The organism is Myroides sp. LJL116 (assembly GCF_054871685.1).
This window is the reverse complement of sequence record NZ_JBTXLR010000003.1, coordinates 150990-167513: the sequence shown is the minus strand read 5'-3', so window position 1 is coordinate 167513 and position 16524 is coordinate 150990. Positions and strand designations below refer to the sequence as shown.

At 33.3% G+C, this 16524-nt stretch carries 17 protein-coding genes; 14 read left to right on the top strand and 3 right to left on the bottom strand.

Annotation, left to right across the window (positions count from 1 at the left end; all coding sequences use genetic code 11):
- Positions 1 to 147 precede the first annotated feature (147 nt).
- From rocD to ACYSNM_RS04185, 3 genes are all read left to right on the top strand, one after another.
- The gene (gene rocD / locus ACYSNM_RS04195; RefSeq protein ID WP_461755751.1) at positions 148 to 1389 is read left to right on the top strand and encodes an ornithine--oxo-acid transaminase; all 1242 of its coding nucleotides are present in this window, start codon (positions 148 to 150) and stop codon (positions 1387 to 1389) included.
- A 545-nt stretch (positions 1390 to 1934) separates the two neighbouring features.
- Entirely contained in the window at positions 1935 to 2474 is a 540-nt protein-coding gene (locus ACYSNM_RS04190; RefSeq protein ID WP_461755750.1) for a hypothetical protein, read from the top strand.
- Positions 2475 to 2541: 67 nt separating this feature from the next.
- A complete protein-coding gene (locus ACYSNM_RS04185) occupies positions 2542 to 3120 on the top strand; it encodes a hypothetical protein (RefSeq protein WP_461755749.1) in 579 nt (192 codons plus the stop codon).
- Positions 3121 to 3174: 54 nt separating this feature from the next.
- On the opposite strand, the gene ACYSNM_RS04180 is transcribed toward ACYSNM_RS04185, so the two are convergent.
- Positions 3175 to 3837: a thiamine diphosphokinase gene (locus ACYSNM_RS04180; RefSeq protein WP_461755748.1), complete on the bottom strand. Its 663-nt coding sequence runs from the start codon at positions 3835 to 3837 to the stop codon at positions 3175 to 3177.
- Between the two features lie 103 nt (positions 3838 to 3940).
- Here ACYSNM_RS04180 and ACYSNM_RS04175 point away from each other — a divergent pair, with 103 nt between their 5' ends.
- The 7 genes from ACYSNM_RS04175 (at position 3941) to ACYSNM_RS04145 (ending at position 9215) form a co-directional block, all read left to right on the top strand.
- Entirely contained in the window at positions 3941 to 4249 is a 309-nt protein-coding gene (locus ACYSNM_RS04175) for a rhodanese-like domain-containing protein (protein ID WP_461755816.1), read from the top strand.
- Between the two features lie 165 nt (positions 4250 to 4414).
- Positions 4415 to 5293: a diacylglycerol/lipid kinase family protein gene (locus ACYSNM_RS04170; protein ID WP_461755747.1), complete on the top strand. Its 879-nt coding sequence runs from the start codon at positions 4415 to 4417 to the stop codon at positions 5291 to 5293.
- Between the two features lie 106 nt (positions 5294 to 5399).
- Positions 5400 to 6803, top strand: coding sequence for a dihydrolipoyl dehydrogenase (lpdA, locus tag ACYSNM_RS04165; RefSeq protein ID WP_461755746.1), 1404 nt, complete (start codon positions 5400 to 5402; stop codon positions 6801 to 6803).
- A gap of 197 nt (positions 6804 to 7000) precedes the next feature.
- Positions 7001 to 7399 carry a hypothetical protein gene (locus ACYSNM_RS04160; RefSeq protein WP_461755745.1) on the top strand — a complete coding sequence of 133 codons (399 nt, stop codon included), beginning with the start codon at positions 7001 to 7003 and terminating at the stop codon, positions 7397 to 7399.
- A gap of 1 nt (position 7400) precedes the next feature.
- Positions 7401 to 7934 carry a DNA-3-methyladenine glycosylase I gene (locus ACYSNM_RS04155; RefSeq protein WP_461755744.1) on the top strand — a complete coding sequence of 178 codons (534 nt, stop codon included), beginning with the start codon at positions 7401 to 7403 and terminating at the stop codon, positions 7932 to 7934.
- A gap of 125 nt (positions 7935 to 8059) precedes the next feature.
- A complete protein-coding gene (locus ACYSNM_RS04150) occupies positions 8060 to 8854 on the top strand; it encodes a HipA family kinase (RefSeq protein ID WP_461755743.1) in 795 nt (264 codons plus the stop codon).
- Complete coding sequence (locus tag ACYSNM_RS04145; protein WP_461755742.1) at positions 8841 to 9215, top strand: DUF3037 domain-containing protein; 375 nt, start codon at positions 8841 to 8843, stop codon at positions 9213 to 9215. Before ACYSNM_RS04150 ends, ACYSNM_RS04145 begins: the two co-directional genes overlap by 14 nt.
- A 117-nt stretch (positions 9216 to 9332) precedes the next feature.
- Here ACYSNM_RS04145 and ACYSNM_RS04140 read toward each other — a convergent pair whose 3' ends face one another.
- Both ACYSNM_RS04140 and ACYSNM_RS04135 read right to left on the bottom strand, forming a co-directional pair.
- Positions 9333 to 10517 (bottom strand): serine hydrolase domain-containing protein, encoded by a 1185-nt coding sequence (locus tag ACYSNM_RS04140; RefSeq protein ID WP_461755741.1) that lies wholly within the window; start codon positions 10515 to 10517, stop codon positions 9333 to 9335.
- A 59-nt stretch (positions 10518 to 10576) separates the two neighbouring features.
- Positions 10577 to 11692 carry a C1 family peptidase gene (locus ACYSNM_RS04135; protein ID WP_461755740.1) on the bottom strand — a complete coding sequence of 372 codons (1116 nt, stop codon included), beginning with the start codon at positions 11690 to 11692 and terminating at the stop codon, positions 10577 to 10579.
- A 72-nt stretch (positions 11693 to 11764) separates the two neighbouring features.
- Between ACYSNM_RS04135 and ACYSNM_RS04130 the strand changes: the two genes are divergently transcribed.
- The 4 genes from ACYSNM_RS04130 to ACYSNM_RS04115 all read left to right on the top strand — a co-directional run bounded on the left by ACYSNM_RS04130 (position 11765) and on the right by ACYSNM_RS04115 (position 16500).
- Positions 11765 to 12604 carry a 1,4-dihydroxy-2-naphthoyl-CoA synthase gene (locus ACYSNM_RS04130; protein ID WP_461754156.1) on the top strand — a complete coding sequence of 280 codons (840 nt, stop codon included), beginning with the start codon at positions 11765 to 11767 and terminating at the stop codon, positions 12602 to 12604.
- A 1236-nt stretch (positions 12605 to 13840) separates the two neighbouring features.
- On the top strand, positions 13841 to 14752 hold the full coding sequence (gene menA, locus ACYSNM_RS04125; protein WP_461755739.1) for a 1,4-dihydroxy-2-naphthoate octaprenyltransferase: 912 nt from the start codon (positions 13841 to 13843) through the stop codon (positions 14750 to 14752).
- A 13-nt stretch (positions 14753 to 14765) separates the two neighbouring features.
- Positions 14766 to 15452: a metal-dependent hydrolase gene (locus ACYSNM_RS04120; RefSeq protein WP_461755738.1), complete on the top strand. Its 687-nt coding sequence runs from the start codon at positions 14766 to 14768 to the stop codon at positions 15450 to 15452.
- Between the two features lie 7 nt (positions 15453 to 15459).
- Positions 15460 to 16500 (top strand): o-succinylbenzoate synthase, encoded by a 1041-nt coding sequence (locus ACYSNM_RS04115; RefSeq protein ID WP_461755737.1) that lies wholly within the window; start codon positions 15460 to 15462, stop codon positions 16498 to 16500.
- Positions 16501 to 16524 lie beyond the last annotated feature (24 nt).

Genomic DNA, 16524 nt, shown 5'->3' with positions numbered 1-16524 from the left:
TTAAGTTAACAACTGTTTTTTAATTAGTCTTATATAGCCTTATCAAAGAAGAAATTTATGTTTTAGAGTTAAAACTCTAGGCTAGCTTTAGAAGAAATTCAGTATTTTTATTTAACTTGCTTTTAATTAATTAAAAAGCAAAAAATAATGTCACAACAGTTAAATTCACAACAGATAATTGATTTAGAAGACAAACACGGAGCCCATAATTACCACCCTTTACCAGTGGTTTTAGCTAAGGGTGAAGGTGTTTATCTATGGGATGTAGAGGGAAAGAAATATTTTGATTTCTTGTCGGCTTACTCTGCTGTTAACCAAGGACATTGTCATCCTGATATTGTTAAGGCAATGTGTGATCAGGCTCATACTCTTACTCTAACCTCTAGAGCATTTTACAATGATAAATTAGGAGTTTATGAAAAGAAGATAACCGAACTTTTCGGATTTGATAAAGTATTACCAATGAACTCTGGTGCTGAAGCAGTAGAAACTGCTCTTAAGATCGCTCGTAAATGGGGGTATGAGAAAAAAGGTATTGCTCCCTCTAGTGCTAATATTGTGGTATGTGAGAACAACTTCCACGGAAGAACAACTACCATCATATCCTTTTCCAATGATCCAGATGCTAAGAAAGATTTTGGACCATATACCCAAGGATTTATAAGTGTTCCATACAATGATATAGATGCCCTAGAAAAGGTATTTAAAGATAACCATGCAACTATCGCAGGATTCTTAGTGGAGCCAATTCAAGGAGAAGCAGGGGTTTTTGTTCCAGATAATGGGTACTTAGCAAAGGCAAAGCAGTTGTGTGAGAAGTACAATATTCTATTTATTGCTGATGAAGTTCAAACAGGTATTGCCAGAACAGGTAAAATGTTAGCCATTGATCATGAAAATGTCACTGCCGATATACTAATTTTAGGAAAAGCCTTATCAGGTGGAGCATATCCAATATCAGCTGTTTTAGCTAATAATCCAATAATGGAAGTAATTCAACCAGGTCAACATGGATCTACTTTTGGAGGTAACCCTATTGCAGCAGCAGTTGCTCAGGCGGCCTTAGAAGTAGTTATAAAAGAAAACCTAGCTCAAAACGCCTATGATTTAGGGGAATTGTTTAGAAATGAACTAAATGAATATATACAAAACAGTACTATTTGTACTAAAGTTAGAGGAAAAGGTCTGTTAAATGCTATTTTAATTAACGATACTCCAACAAGTGATACTGCATGGAATATTTGTTTGCGCTTAAGAGATCATGGTCTTTTAGCAAAGCCAACCCATGGTAATATAATTCGATTTGCACCTCCACTTGTAATTACAAAACAGGAGTTGTTACAGTGTGTAGAAATTATTAAAAATACTTTAAAAGAGTTTGAGAAATAGATAGTTAGGTTTTTTGGCCTTTAAATAATAGATGGTATTACCTGACAAATACAATAAGGAAAGTGTTTTTTTATACATTAAGAAAACACTTTCTTATTACTTCAAATATGTTAATTAAAGCAAGTAAATCGAATATGGAGATTCTTTAATTATACTGAAGTACTATATGGTATAAAAGAAATTAAATGTGTTTTTTCTTTTTTATAAAGTAGATTATCCGTATTTTCGTAATGCTATTCAAGGTTAATTTTTATTATTTAACAGAAAAGATTGGCCAAAAGTGAGCTAAAGTATAAAATGAGTGGAAAAGCTCTTTTAGTTATTAATCCGTAAAGTAGTTTTAAAAGGTAGAACTTTAGAAATAGAAATCTACAACACGCTTTACTTGTTTAAGGAATGCTTGATTATAATTAAGTCCTTACATGTATAAAACCTAAGAATTTTGTTATACAAATTATTAGGGTATAAGAGATGTGAATGGATTATAAGCAATTAAAATAACTAAAAGTTGAGATTCTTACTCATCAAAGAGCAGTTAGAAGTAGATGAAGAAGTACAGTAAGTTTAATTTTTTTAAACATACTTTTTGTGATTGGCAATTAGTTCAAATGCAAAGTATAACGGGGAAACAGCCTGATTATAAAAGTAAAGCAGGGAGTGAATATTATTTTGAAAAAGAAGGCCTTTATAGGTATTCTAATCATTGGGGGAGAGCAGCCAATTGTAGATGGAGACTTAAAATGGAGCATAAGAACAATAATGGCTATTATTTAGGTTATGCTAAATGGGAAGATTTTTACCCTAATAATGAAAAAGATGATCTCTTTGTAATTATATATGATAAACAAAACGCAAGTGTTGATTTTGCACATAAATCTCAACTACCACAGTTTGAAGGAGTAGTGAGAAATGCTTCAGCCACTAGTAAACGAATAGCTAAAATTAGAGAGATATTACAAAAAGATACATGGTATAAATACATTGACAATTATACCTTTGATCAGGCTCAGGAATTCATCATTGATCAGTTAATAAAGACAAATGAGGACTTTCTAGCTATAAAACGTAAGCTCTTACACAAGTAGGGTTTTGCTTTAAAAAAAAGCTGAATCCCTATTTAAAAATTGTATTTAATTTTAATTTAAATAAACTATGAAAAAGATTACATTATTAGCAGCATTATTAGTAGGAGGAGTTTTTACTATGAACGCACAAACAGTTGAAAAACCAAAATTATCTGAAAAAGTAGGTACTTCACCTATTCAAAAAGGTAACTGGATGGTTGGAGGATCTATCGGATCTTTAGGTTATAGCTTTGAGCAAAAGACATTTAATATTAATGTTTTGCCAACAGCTGGATACTTCATCAGTGACGGTGTTGCTGTAGGTATGCAAATTGGAGCAGGATTCCAAACTGTAAAAGACGCAAAAAACATATGGAATTATACTGTAATGCCATTTGCTAGATATTACTTCCCAGAAGGAGCTAGTGAAACAGGACGTTTCTTTGGACAAGGTTCAATTGGAGTTACAGGTTTTGATCAAAAAGGAAGTGGAAGTGAAACTTCTTTCGCTTTTGGAGTAAATGCTGGATACTCTCACTTTGTTAGTAGAAGTGTTGCTTTAGAGGCATTAGTAGGATACAACTACAGTAAAAGTAACTTAGCTTCTGTAGAGAAGCAAAGTGGATTAGGACTTGCTGTAGGATTCCAAATTTTCTTAGGTAAATAACAGAGTTTAATTGCTTTATAAATAAAAGAGCCAGCTAAATTTAGCTGGCTTTTTTTATTCATAAGATTCCATTAGTATTAAATCGCCTTTTTCATGAGTGATTTTAACCATGCCATCCTTTAATACAGCATTGCTAGTTCCATTTTGGTATCCTAAAATTAAGGTGTTATTATTCAAAGGGTACAGCAGATTTTCACTGTATATTCCGCTAACTTGTGTAATGGGAATTAAAGAAAGTATAGTGTTTTTCTGGTAATATTTTTCAAAGTGTTTTTCTAAAACAAAAATAGTAGAGTAATCATCTAATAGGGTAATTTGAAGATGCTTTTTATAGCGAACTATATTTGCTATATTATTAATGGTGTGATCGGCTCTTTTACCTGTGGCCCAGATTACTCTGATTTTTTCAAAACCTTTGTCTTTAAGATAATCAAAGGCCTTTTCTAAGTCAGTAAAATTCTGATCTAACGCCTTTACAATTTCTAAATTTGGGTATTGTTTTAAATAATGCTCACTTTGGAAGTCTCTGTCGAAATCACCCAAGAGAACATCCGCCTTTATACCCATTTGAGCTACTCTGTGCATGGCAGAATCCAAAACCACTACTAGGTGGGCTTTGCTTAATTCTTGCTTTAGAAGCTCTTGGGAACAACTAGCTCCATTGGCTATAATTAAAGCAGTAGATTCCTTAGGAGTTAAATCACAGTATTTAGACATTTGTAAATTGTTTTAACGGCAAATATAAAAAACTTATTTTTTATAATTTTTCTTTCTTGATTTAAGAATAGCGTTATCTTTGAGCTTTAACTAAAAACAAATGATGATGAATTTAACTCAAGAACAATGGTTAGAAGAACTTCAAAAAGATACTAATGCAGTAATTTTAGACGTTCGTACTCAAGAAGAAGTAGAAGAGAGATCTATTCCAAATGCAATAAATATTGATATTTACAAAGGACAAGGTTTTTTAGATGCTTTAGAGCAATTAGATAAAGATAAATCTTACTATGTGTACTGCAAATCTGGAGGAAGAAGTAATCAAGCTTGTCTTTTAATGGGACAATTAGGTTTTGAGAAAACATTCAATTTACTTGGTGGTATTACAGAATGGGAAGGACCAACTGTATAGTAAAGCTTTAGTCTGTTTAAAATAAATTATAGCAAGCTATAATAAACATATAGGCTCTATAAAAGATATTAAGAATTCTTTTATAGAGTCTTGGTGTTTTTACCAAAAGCTCCCATTTTATAAAAAAGGTAACTCTTCGTTTTCGGTTTATAAAAATCCTATTTCATGAAAAAGATCCACTTTATTGTTAATCCTATCTCAGGGAAAGCAAAACATGCCATAACTCAAGAATATATTGAAGGCTTTTTTGATAAAGAAAAATATCAAATAACCCTAAGTCCAACTTTGTATAAAAAACACGCCATTGAACTAACAAGGCAAGCTATATTAGACAAAGCAGATCTTATTGTAGCTTGTGGTGGGGATGGGACTATTCATGAGGTGGCTACTCAAATGGTAGGAAGTAATATTGAATTTGGTATTATTCCTGTAGGTTCAGGAAATGGATTGGCTTCTAATTTAAATATTTCTAAACAAATAGATGAAGCTATGGCTACCCTTGTTAGATCCAAATCTATTCAGATGGATGTTGGGAGTATCAATGGGGAGTATTTCTTTAGTAATATGGGATTTGGTATAGATGCAACTATAATTGATAAATACGAAAAATCCCAGAAAAGGAAGTTAGCGGCCTATATTAAAGCTGCGCTAGATTCTGCTAAAGAATATAAAGCTGCACAAATAAAAGTAAGCTATAAGGGACAAAGTAAAGTAGTTAATCCACTTTTACTGTTTATTTCCAATTCCAATCAAATGGGATATAATATGAGCCTAACTCCCATGGCTAGTTTGCAAGATGGCTTGCTAGATTACCTGATGGTACCAAAAGTTAATTTCTTAAAACAACTTACCTTCGGACTATATGTGCTTTTAGGAAAAACCCATAAATTTAGAAAAACCGACTATCTGCAACTTGACCATCTTTCCGTAGAGGTTTTGGATCAAAGCCAATGTGGACTGCAGTTGGATGGGGAATATTACGTATTTGCAAGCAATAAATTTGAAATAAGCGTATTAAAGGGTGCTTTAAAAGTAATATGTTAAATTTTTAGAGCTTTTAGGACTAAAGTTTAATTGGAATAGCTAACAAAAGTTATAAAAAAGTGTAACTTTGTAGCTTAGATATAACAACATAAAATAAAAAAATAGTATGAATTCATTTGACGTAGTAGTAATTGGTTCAGGACCTGGTGGATATGTATCAGCAATTCGTTGTGCGCAACTAGGATTTAAAACAGCAATTATTGAAAAGTATTCCACTTTAGGGGGAACTTGTCTTAACGTAGGATGTATTCCATCAAAAGCATTATTAGCATCTTCTCATTTTGTAGAGGAAATGGCTCATTTTGCAGACCATGGAATTGAAATTAAAGGAGAGGTTAACGTAGACTTACAAAAGATGATTGCTCGTAAGCAAGCTGTTGTAGATCAAACATGTGGTGGAGTTAAGTTCTTAATGGACAAAAACAAGATTACTGTTTTTGAAGGAGTTGGATCATTTGAAAATGCGACTACTTTAAATGTTACTCAAAAGGATGGTTCAGTAGAGAAAATTGAAGCTAAGCACACAATTATCGCTACAGGAAGTAAACCTTCTACTTTACCTTTTATTAAGCTTGACAAAGAGCGTATCATTACCTCAACAGAAGCTTTAGAATTAAAACAAGTTCCTGAGCACTTAATTATTATTGGTGGTGGAGTAATTGGTTTAGAGTTAGGTCAAGTTTACTTAAGATTAGGAGCTAAAGTATCTGTAGTAGAATATGCAGATAGAGTGTTACCTACAATGGATTCAGCTGTATCTAAAGAATTAACTAAAGTTCTTAAGAAACAAGGTATGAAATTCTATGTTTCTCATAAAGTTCAAGGTGTTGAAAGAGAAGGAGATGTAGTTAAAGTAACAGCAGAGGATAAAAAAGGACAATTAGTTACTTTAGAAGGAGATTACGCTTTAGTAGCAGTTGGACGTCGTCCATTTACAGAGGGATTAAACCTTGAAGCAGCTGGTATTAAATTAACAGAAAGAGGACAAGTTGAAGTGAATGATCACTTACAAACTACTGCTAGCAACGTATACGCTATTGGTGATGTAGTTCGTGGAGCTATGTTAGCACATAAAGCAGAAGAAGAAGGAGTAATGGTAGCTGAGTACTTAGCTGGACAAAAGCCACACATCAATTATAACTTAATTCCTGGAGTAGTTTATACTTGGCCTGAGGTTGCAGCTGTTGGAAAAACAGAAGAGCAATTAAAAGCAGAAGGAGTAGAGTACAAAGTTGGAAGTTTCCCATTCAAAGCATTAGGACGTGCTAGAGCAAGTGCTGATATCAATGGATTAGTGAAAATTTTAGCTGATAAAACAACAGATGAGGTATTAGGAATCCATATGGTTGGAGCTCGTGCTGCAGATTTAATCGCAGAGGCAGTTACAGCAATGGAATTTAGAGCATCTGCTGAGGATATCTCTAGAATGTCTCACGCTCACCCAACTTTTGCAGAAGCAATCAAAGAAGCTGCTTTAGCAGCAACAGATAATAGAGCATTACACGTATAATTAATATACTGTATAAAGTTTTTAAAAAGCCTAAGATTTTTCTTAGGCTTTTTTTATTTAAGCTCTATCTTAGCTCACAAGAGATGCTAACTGGATTAAACAGATTATATTTAAGGTAAAAAAATAGAATCTAACATTCTATTGGCATTTTTATTTTAGTATTATGTGTAGATTTGTTTTAAACAATAAGAATTTTTATGATCACTTTTAACAACCAAACCAAGCAAGTACAAATCAAAGATAATTACAAGGCTAGATTACAAAGTTCTAGAGTTATGTGTGTAGCTATTTTGCTTTTATCCATTGGTAAGCTAACTATTATTGATTACCAAAACATCAAAGAATTAGATTACTTATTTTTTGTGATTACAGCGGTGTTTTTATATTTAAGCTATAAGAATTTTTTAGTAAATACAAGTATAGATACGATTGATAAATTTGAGATCAAATACGTTAAGATGCCTAAGGTGATGGGCACTAGAGCTATCATTAAATTAAACAATGGCAAGGTAAGAGAGGTTTATGGTTTAAAGACCCCACAAAGTCGCTTAGATTTTAAAAAACTGTTTACCGATGCTAAAATACGCGTGATTTAATATGCATTACTGTGATTTTGTAAATTCTTTAGCTGCGGATTCTAAAGATCCTAATAAGTATTACCACGATTGTCAATACGGTTTTACTTTATCTAGTGATCAAGAACTTTTTGAGCGTCTAATTTGGGAAATAAACCAAGCTGGACTGAATTGGACTACTATTTTGAATAAAAAAGAGCATTTTTTTAAGGCCTATGATGGCTTTGATATTCAAAAAGTAGCTAGTTATGATCAGGATAAAATCGATACTCTTTTACAAGATAAGGGAATCATACGCAATAAGCTCAAAATACAAGCTGCCATATACAATGCTAATCAAATTATAGCCCTTCAAAAACAATATGGTTCTTTTGCTAACTTTTTACAACACCACACTGATTTAGATCTTTCACAATGGATTAAGCTTTTTAAAAAGCATTTTAAATTTGTAGGGCACCAAATTGTTTTGGAGTTTTTACAAAGTACTGGTTATATACAAGGTGCTCATAAGACAGAGTGTGGTATTTATCAGAAAATACTTGATCAAAAAAAATAGTCTTTTTCTATTGTTTCTTAAAGGCTTATATACACAAAGTAAAGCCTTTTTAGTTACCTGTGGTTTTGGTTAAAATAACTATCTTAGTGGTAACCACCTAATTAATATAATCCAATTTTGTATTTATGTCTAAACAAATTGATTTAAGAACTGTTAATGTAATCCATTATATTAGTGCTTTAAGAGAGGGGGGGTCTTTACCGGCTTTAGCTCTTGCAGACGATCACTTTAAATATGTTTTAAAGTTCAGAGGCGCAGGACATGGTGTCAAGGCTTTAATTGCCGAGCTATTAGGAGGTCTTATAGCCCAAAAATTAGCTTTAAAAGTACCAGAACTTGTTTTTGCCAATTTAGATCCAGCTTTTGGTCGTACAGAAGCAGATGAAGAAATCCAAGATTTACTTAAGTTTTCACAAGGTTTAAACCTTGGACTTCACTTTTTATCAGGAGCATTTACCTATGATCCATTAGCTTGGAAGGTAGATGGTCAGTTAGCTAGTGAAATTGTATGGTTGGATGCTTTTATAACAAATGTAGATCGTACGTTTCGCAACACAAATATGCTGATTTGGCATAATGAACTTTGGTTAATTGACCATGGTGCTTCTTTTTACTTTCACCATTCCTTTACCAATTGGGAAAAAAGTGCTTTAACTCCATTTGCTTTAATAAAAGACCATGTTTTATTGCCTTTTGTAACCGATATTGATACAGTGGATCAGAAGTTTAAAAAAATACTGACTCCTAGTTTCTTACAAGAAGTAGTTCAAAGCATTCCTTTAGACTGGCTAATGTGGGAAGATAGTGAGTTAGAGCCAGAACAAATCAGACAGGTTTATTATGATTTTCTAAGTTTAAGGCTAGAGAATTCCGATATTTTTGTTAACCAAATAAAAAAAGCAAAGGATGCAAGTATATGAGTATACAGTGATTCGCTTTGTACCTAGAGTAGAGCGAGAAGAGTTTATCAATATTGGTCTTTTGTTATTTTGTAAATCCAAGAAGACTTTATTGGCCAAGTTTCATTTAAATGACCAAAAGATACAATGTTTTTCAAGTGAAGTAGAACCCGGTGCTTTACAGGCTCACGTTGAGGCATTTCACAAAATAGCCACTGGAGCTAAATGCAATAATCCTATTGCTTATTTAGAAGTATCCGAGCGTTTTAGGTGGTTAAGTGCGGTAAAGAGTTCCGTTTTACAAACTTCTAGGCCTCATGTTGGTCTTAGTGAAGACTTACAAAAAACCTTCGATTTATTATTCGAGGATTTAATCTTATAAAAAAAATCACCAAAAAGATGTCTTTTTGGTGATTTTTTATTTTTATTGACTTGTTTATAATGACTTCTACTGTAGAATCGGATATAATTCTAGCTCAAAAAGCTAGTAAAGCTTTTATTACATGGTAATATCTCCAACTGGGTAGTCCCCAAAATGATGGGATAAACTAATTGTTTTATAGGTAAGTTGAGAATACTTATTGCTAAAAAGGATAATACATACATTATCTTTGGCTAAACGAATATAAGAGGAGGTATTACCTCTCCACCAACCATTGTGATAAGTGTAGCTCTCTTGGTTATCCATTTCTATTAAGCGGAATCCTAAGCCGTAATTTTTCTTTCCTTTTCTCTCATAGCTATATCCTTTAAACATTTGTTGTTTTAAATCTTGGCTTAAAAAGGCATCACTATATAGAGCTGTATCTAATTTTAAGAAGTCTCTAGGGGTTAAATAAATGTTTTTATCCCCATAGGTAGCATCCATATAATCCCATCCCATAATAGCATAATTACTCTTATAGCTTTGGGTTACTTGGTCTTTTTTGTCTAAGTCATCAAATACAAAGCTATTGTTCATTTGTAAGGGATCAAATATGAGTTGTTTCACTGCTAAAGGAAAACTTTTCTTTGTTACCTTCTCTACAATACTAGCTAGAACAACATAATTGGTATTACTATAAGTAAAGCGGGTATCTGGAGTAAAGGCCAAAGGTACTTTGTCTGATTTTATCACTTCTATAACATCGTTATTGGTGATAGGGATAGAAAAATTCCAAATATCTTGATAATAACCATAATAACTTAGCCCACTTCGGTGATTAAGTAAGGTTCTCACTGTGATCTTAGGATTACCAAATCCAGGTATAATGCTCTCTACACTTTGATCTAAAGAGATTTTACCTGCATCTACTAAACGTAAAATACTAACAGCTGTAATAACCTTTCCAACCGAGGCCACATGTATTGGGGTATCTTTATCGATCAGCTCTTGGTTTTTCTTATTGGCAAAGCCCGAATAATTCTCATAGATGATTTGTCCGTTTTTTGCCACTAAAAAGCTTCCTGTATAACCGGATTTTTTAATGTTCTTTAAATAAAACTCCTCTACTTCGGTTTGTTTTTTAGCTATATAATCAGAGCTAAGGGGTTCGAATTCGGGAAGATAAGGGTTTTTCTTTTCTTTTTTGCTTTCTTTTAGCTCTACGCTACTTTGCTCATTGAGTTGTACTTCTTTGTCCTTGCACCCCATAAGGCAGATACTCAAAGCTAAGCTAAAAGCAATTAAATAGGTTTTGTTCATAATAATTAAAAACGCAAAATAGCCCAAAATGTTTGAACTACTTTGCGTTTAAGAAAATTTTATTGAATTTTTAAATTAGTTTTAGTTTGTGGTAAAAGACCATCTTTATGTAAAAGCACAGAAATAGACTTTAACTTCAAATAAGCTAAGCTCATGTAAATATATCCTTGGTGACCTACTTTGTCAGGATTGCTTCCCCAAGAGTTTTTTACTTTGTAGTAGATATTTCCTTGTTTATCTTTTACTTTCCCTACAATATGCATTAAGTGATCATCGTTAGTGTCGTAACTATAGAATTCCTCTAGTCGTAGAGTAGGAGTAATTTGTTTTTCTTGGATTATTTGAGTTAATCCTTTTTCGTTATCCTTAGGATCTAGGGCTACAAATGCAACTCCTTCTTTTGATGAGAATCCTTTTTCAGATACGTCACAGTCTAAAGATAGGGTAAAACCATTGTCTAAGGCATAATCAATATTGTCAATATACTCTTGTAAAGGCATATTGTATAGGCTTCCGTTGCTGAAGTTATCAGGAATATTTAAAATAAAAGGAGCGTAGTTCTGTTGATTTGCAAAAGAAGTAATAGTTAAATAATCATTTGGATTAATTCCCGTCATTGCCAAAAAGCTCATTGGCGTGTATTTAGTACCTTCATAAGTGAACTCTGTTGGGTTGTCTCCCATATAGGTATCTAAGATGAATTCAGAGATTGGTTTCCAATTCATTGAGATAGGACCATTATTCTTAGCATATACGTTGATAAGGCCTTGTAGGGCTTTAAAAAGTTCGCTATGGTTATAGGTATCACTTCCTTGGTAGCCTGAATATACATCTTGAGGCACTAAACCGTAATCTCTCACGCTATTGATTACATCATGGGCTAATCCACCTTCTCCAAATTGCGCTTTACTTTGTCTAGTGATATAGTTCTCTATCTTTTTGGGATAAGTGTTTCGCACGTTGTACATTTCCGATAAATCGATTCGCTTATTGGAAATACGCATTATTTCCGATTCTAAAAAAGAAGAGGTACTAAAACTCCAACACGTACCAGTGTTTCCCTGACTAGTAACTGGATAGGCATCCAAATCGATAATAGTCTTAAAGTCATACTTTTGCGCCATAGCCCCGCTAGCCATAAATAGCAAGGATAAGGAGATAATAATTTTTTTCATAATTTAAAAATGTTTTGGTTTTGCAATATAATGCAAAAAATAGGTTATTTTTACCCTAAATTAAAAAAGATTATGAGTAAGATACAATGGGAGACTGCAATAGAGTTTGAAGACATTACCTATAAGAAGTGTAATGGCGTAGCTCGTATTGCTTTTAACAGACCAGAAGTTCGCAATGCCTTTAGACCAAAGACAACAAGCGAATTATATCGTGCTTTTTATGATGCACAAGAGGACACTAGTATTGGAGTAGTTTTACTTTCTGCAGAAGGACCATCGCCTAAAGATGGAGTATATTCCTTTTGTAGTGGAGGAGATCAAAAAGCTAGAGGTCATCAAGGATATGTAGGAGAGGATGGTATGCACCGTTTGAATATTTTAGAGGTGCAGCGTTTAATCCGTTTTATGCCAAAGGTGGTAATAGCTGTAGTTCCAGGTTGGGCTGTTGGTGGAGGACATAGTCTTCACGTGGTTTGTGATATGACTTTAGCTAGTAAAGAACATGCTATTTTTAAACAAACCGATGCAGATGTAACTAGTTTCGATGGAGGTTATGGATCGGCTTATTTGGCTAAAATGGTAGGTCAGAAAAAAGCTAGAGAAATCTTCTTTTTAGGTAGAAATTACTCTGCTCAAGAGGCCTTTGAAATGGGGATGGTTAATGCGGTAATTGACCATGATAAATTAGAAGATACAGCCTATGAATGGGCTCAGGAAGTACTGGCTAAATCACCAACTTCTATCAAGATGTTGAAGTTCGCAATGAACCTAACAGACGATGGAATGGTAGGGCAACAAGTCTTCGCAGGAGAGGCCACAAGATTGGCTTATATGACAGAAGAAGCTATTGAAGGAAGGAATGCTTTCTTAGAGAAAAGAAAGCCTAATTTCCCGAAAAAATGGATTCCTTAATAGAGAGGAAATTGTTTTTAAAATACGAAAAAAAACCACTGTACAAGGATATTGTACAGTGGTTTTTTTTGGCTTTTAGTGATTGCAATAAAGGACTATTAAAACAGTTTAACTGCTGTTCTATACCCAGGATATTAGGTAGGAGTATAGCCTGGTATATAGCTTTTAGAAGGGGTTTTTTATAAGTTTCTTTAAAGCGTTTTTACATTGCTTAATGGCAAATTATTTTTCGCCAGACTTATTAAAAGAGAGTTTTATTTGGTTTTGCAGCAAAGCTCAATTTGGGACTATTTTATTTTTGTTACTAAAAAAACGCTCCATTGTGCAGAAATAAAAAGTAGAATTCTACAAAGTAAAATCCTTCGTTTTTCTCTTGGGTTCTTCAAAGGATTTTACAAAGTTAAATGGGTGTATTTATAGCTTTTTTTTTACCCTATAAAATGGGAAAAAGGCTCTAGGGTAGGACAGTTGATTGTAAGGAGTATTTGCTTTATTACACTTGGGCCCATGGATTATCCAAAGTAAAAGTGTTGGCCTTTAATGGGGGATTATGTAGAGATATTCGGGGGTATAAATAAAAGTTAGATAAAATATAATGGCCTATATTTTATCTTTAGATATAAATATTAATTTCTTTTATGTTTTTTTAACTAAAGTATTACTTCAAAAAACGCAAAAAGTAATACTTTAGGTAGAGGTATATAACTGCTTGGAAAATAGTTAATTGTATTTATAATAATATAGCCATAACTTTAAGTTATAACTGAATAAGTCTTTATTTTAGTATTTTTAAGAATACGTTAACAGTGATTTTATGCATAAAGTAAAGCTTTAAGTAAGGCTAGCTAACTTTTATTTAGGTGTTTTATGTTTTATGCTTTTACCTAATCATAGCTCTGCTTTTTTAGGTTTAGTTAAGTTTGTTTTTAGGCTATTTATAGAGGGAGAAAAATGGATTGTCTTGGTTTTTTTATCCGTTGTTTTTTTGAGCTGTTAGGATTTTACAAAGGCTAAATTAGAGGTGGTTATAAGGTTCAATCCCTAGCTGTATTTATGTTGTGTTCCTTGTTTTTTTACAGCAAATAATTAAGAGAAAATGATTTTTTTATTGGTTTTTTCCTCCTTGTTATTTCTAATAAATATGATGTTTAAGTCAATATTTTCGGTTAATTTTACCCCTTTATTGATAAGATTTCTCCTTTGGTGTTTTGCCCTAGGAGTGTTAATGTATGTATTATGAAAACTATTAAAGCATGGGTGAGTGCTGCTCGCCTGCGTACTTTACCTTTATCTGTTTCTGGTATTATTGTAGGATCGGCTTTGGCTTATCCTTTATATGGACAAAGAGCGGATTTCTTTTGGATTTTTAGCTTTGCTATTTTAACTACTCTATTACTTCAAATTCTCTCCAATTTTGCAAATGATTATGGAGATGGAGTAAAGGGTACAGACAACCATACAAGGGTTGGGCCAATGCGAGCTTTACAAAGTGGAGCCATTAGTGCCCCGCAGATGAAAAAAGGTATAATCATCACCTCAGCTTTATCTCTTATCAGCGCTTTAATTCTAATTTATATTTCCTTTGGTAAGGACAGTTTTTTTACCTCTGTTTTCTTCTTTGTTCTTGGTGGGGCTTGTGTTGGTGCAGCCATTAAATATACGGTCGGAAAAGGGGCGTATGGATATAGGGGATTAGGAGATTTATTTGTATTTATTTTCTTTGGTTTAGTTAGTGTAATGGGAAGCTTTTACCTGTATGGACAAACCTTGGATTTATGGGTAGTCTTATGCGCTGTGGCTATTGGTAATTTATCCATAGCGGTTTTGAATATTAATAATATGCGAGATTTAGAGCAAGACCGTTTAGTTGGAAAAAATACTCTAGCTGTTAAGTTGGGAATGCAAAATGCAAAAAGGTATCATTATGGGATTGTAGTGTTCTCTATGTTGGCTTTGGTGGCCTATGGTATACACAGAGATTTTTCATTGTACCAATATTTCTTTATTTTAGCCTATATTCCACTTATTAAGCATATGGTGTTTGTTAAAAATAATACACAGGCCTATTTGTTGGATTCTCAGATGAAGATAGTAGCTTTATCTACTTTTGTAATTGCCCTGCTTTTTAGCGTGGCTAATATTCTTTAAAAACTTATTTATTATGAAAATCACCTATTATGGACATGCTTGTTTAGGCATTCAAGTGGACAATATTCACATTGTAGTAGATCCTTTTATTAGTGGTAACCCATTACAGGCTGCTAAAGCAATAGATTTAGAAAAGATTAAAGCCGATTATATTTTAATTACTCACGCTCATGAGGATCACGTATTAGACGTTCTTACATTAGCGGAGCTTAATCCAAATGCTGTTATAGTATCCAATGCTGAAATAGCTGGTTATTATGGCGCAAAAGGTCTTAAAACGCATCCTATGAATCACGGAGGAGCTTGGGAATTTGATTTTGGTAGATTACAATATACCTCAGCGGTGCATTCTAGTTCTTTTGCTGATGGAACCTATGGAGGGGAGCCTGGAGGATTTATTCTAACTCACAACCAAAAAAGCATCTATATTGCAGGAGATACTGCTCTTAGTATGGATATGAAGCTAATTCCAATGTTTACAAAGCTGGATTTGGCGATTTTACCTATTGGAGATAACTTCACTATGGGAATTGAGCAAGGTGTTGTAGCGGCGGATTTTTTACAATGTGATAAGATATTAGGTTACCATTATGATACCTTTGGTTTTATAGTAATAGATCACCAAAAAGCAAAACAAGCCTTTTTAGCTAAAGCAAAAGAATTAATTCTTTTGCCAATTGGAGATTCTTTAAGTGTATAATAAACAAATGAAAGCTTCTTATTTTAAATACGTCTTAGATTTTAAAAGACCCTCTGGAACTTCTAGGGGAATTTTAAAGCAAAAAGAGACTTGGTTTATCGTATTGGAATCCAATGGTAAAAAAGGTATTGGAGAATGTGGTATTCTACGTTCTTTAAGTGTAGAGGATACCCCTTTTTACCAGGATAAATTAAAGTGGGCTTGTGACAATATTCACCTGGGCTTGGACCAGCTTTGGCAAGAGTTAATACAATATCCTTCTATTCAATTTGGTTTAGAACAAGCCTTTTTATCTTTGCAAAGTAATGATCCTTTTATTTTATGGGATAACGCTTTTTCTAATGCAAAGGATAGTATTGCTATTAATGGACTAGTTTGGATGGGAGATCCCTTGTTTATGAAACAGCAAATCGATCAAAAGATACAAGAGGGCTTTAATTGTGTAAAACTAAAGATTGGTGCTATTGATTTTGATAAAGAACTAGAGTTACTTGCATATATTCGATCTTTATACTCTAAAGAGCAGATTGAATTAAGAGTAGATGCCAATGGAGGGTTTACCTATCAAACGGCTCTTGATAAACTAAAGGCTTTGTCTGTGTATGATATTCAAAGTATTGAACAGCCTATAGCTACAAGACAATGGGAGCAAATGAGGGATTTAGTGGAGAAAACTCCCATTCCTATTGCTTTAGATGAAGAGCTAATAGGAGTGTTTACTCTTGAGGAAAAAGCAGAATTACTCGATCGTATTAATCCACAGTATATTATTTTAAAACCAAGCTTAATAGGAGGTTTTAAAGGAAGTATGCAGTGGATAGAACTTGCTAAACAAAGAAATATAGGCTATTGGATTACTTCTGCCTTAGAAAGCAATATAGGGCTTAATGCTATTGCTCAATGGACCTATACTTTAGATATTCCTATAGCTCAAGGTTTAGGTACTGGTGGGTTGTACACCAATAATATTTCCTCTGGCTTAAAAGTGGAAAACGGTGCTTTATGGTATGATCCTAAAGTAAAATGGCAATGCCAGTGGATAGAGTAATTTTTACTTATCCTTATTGCAAGA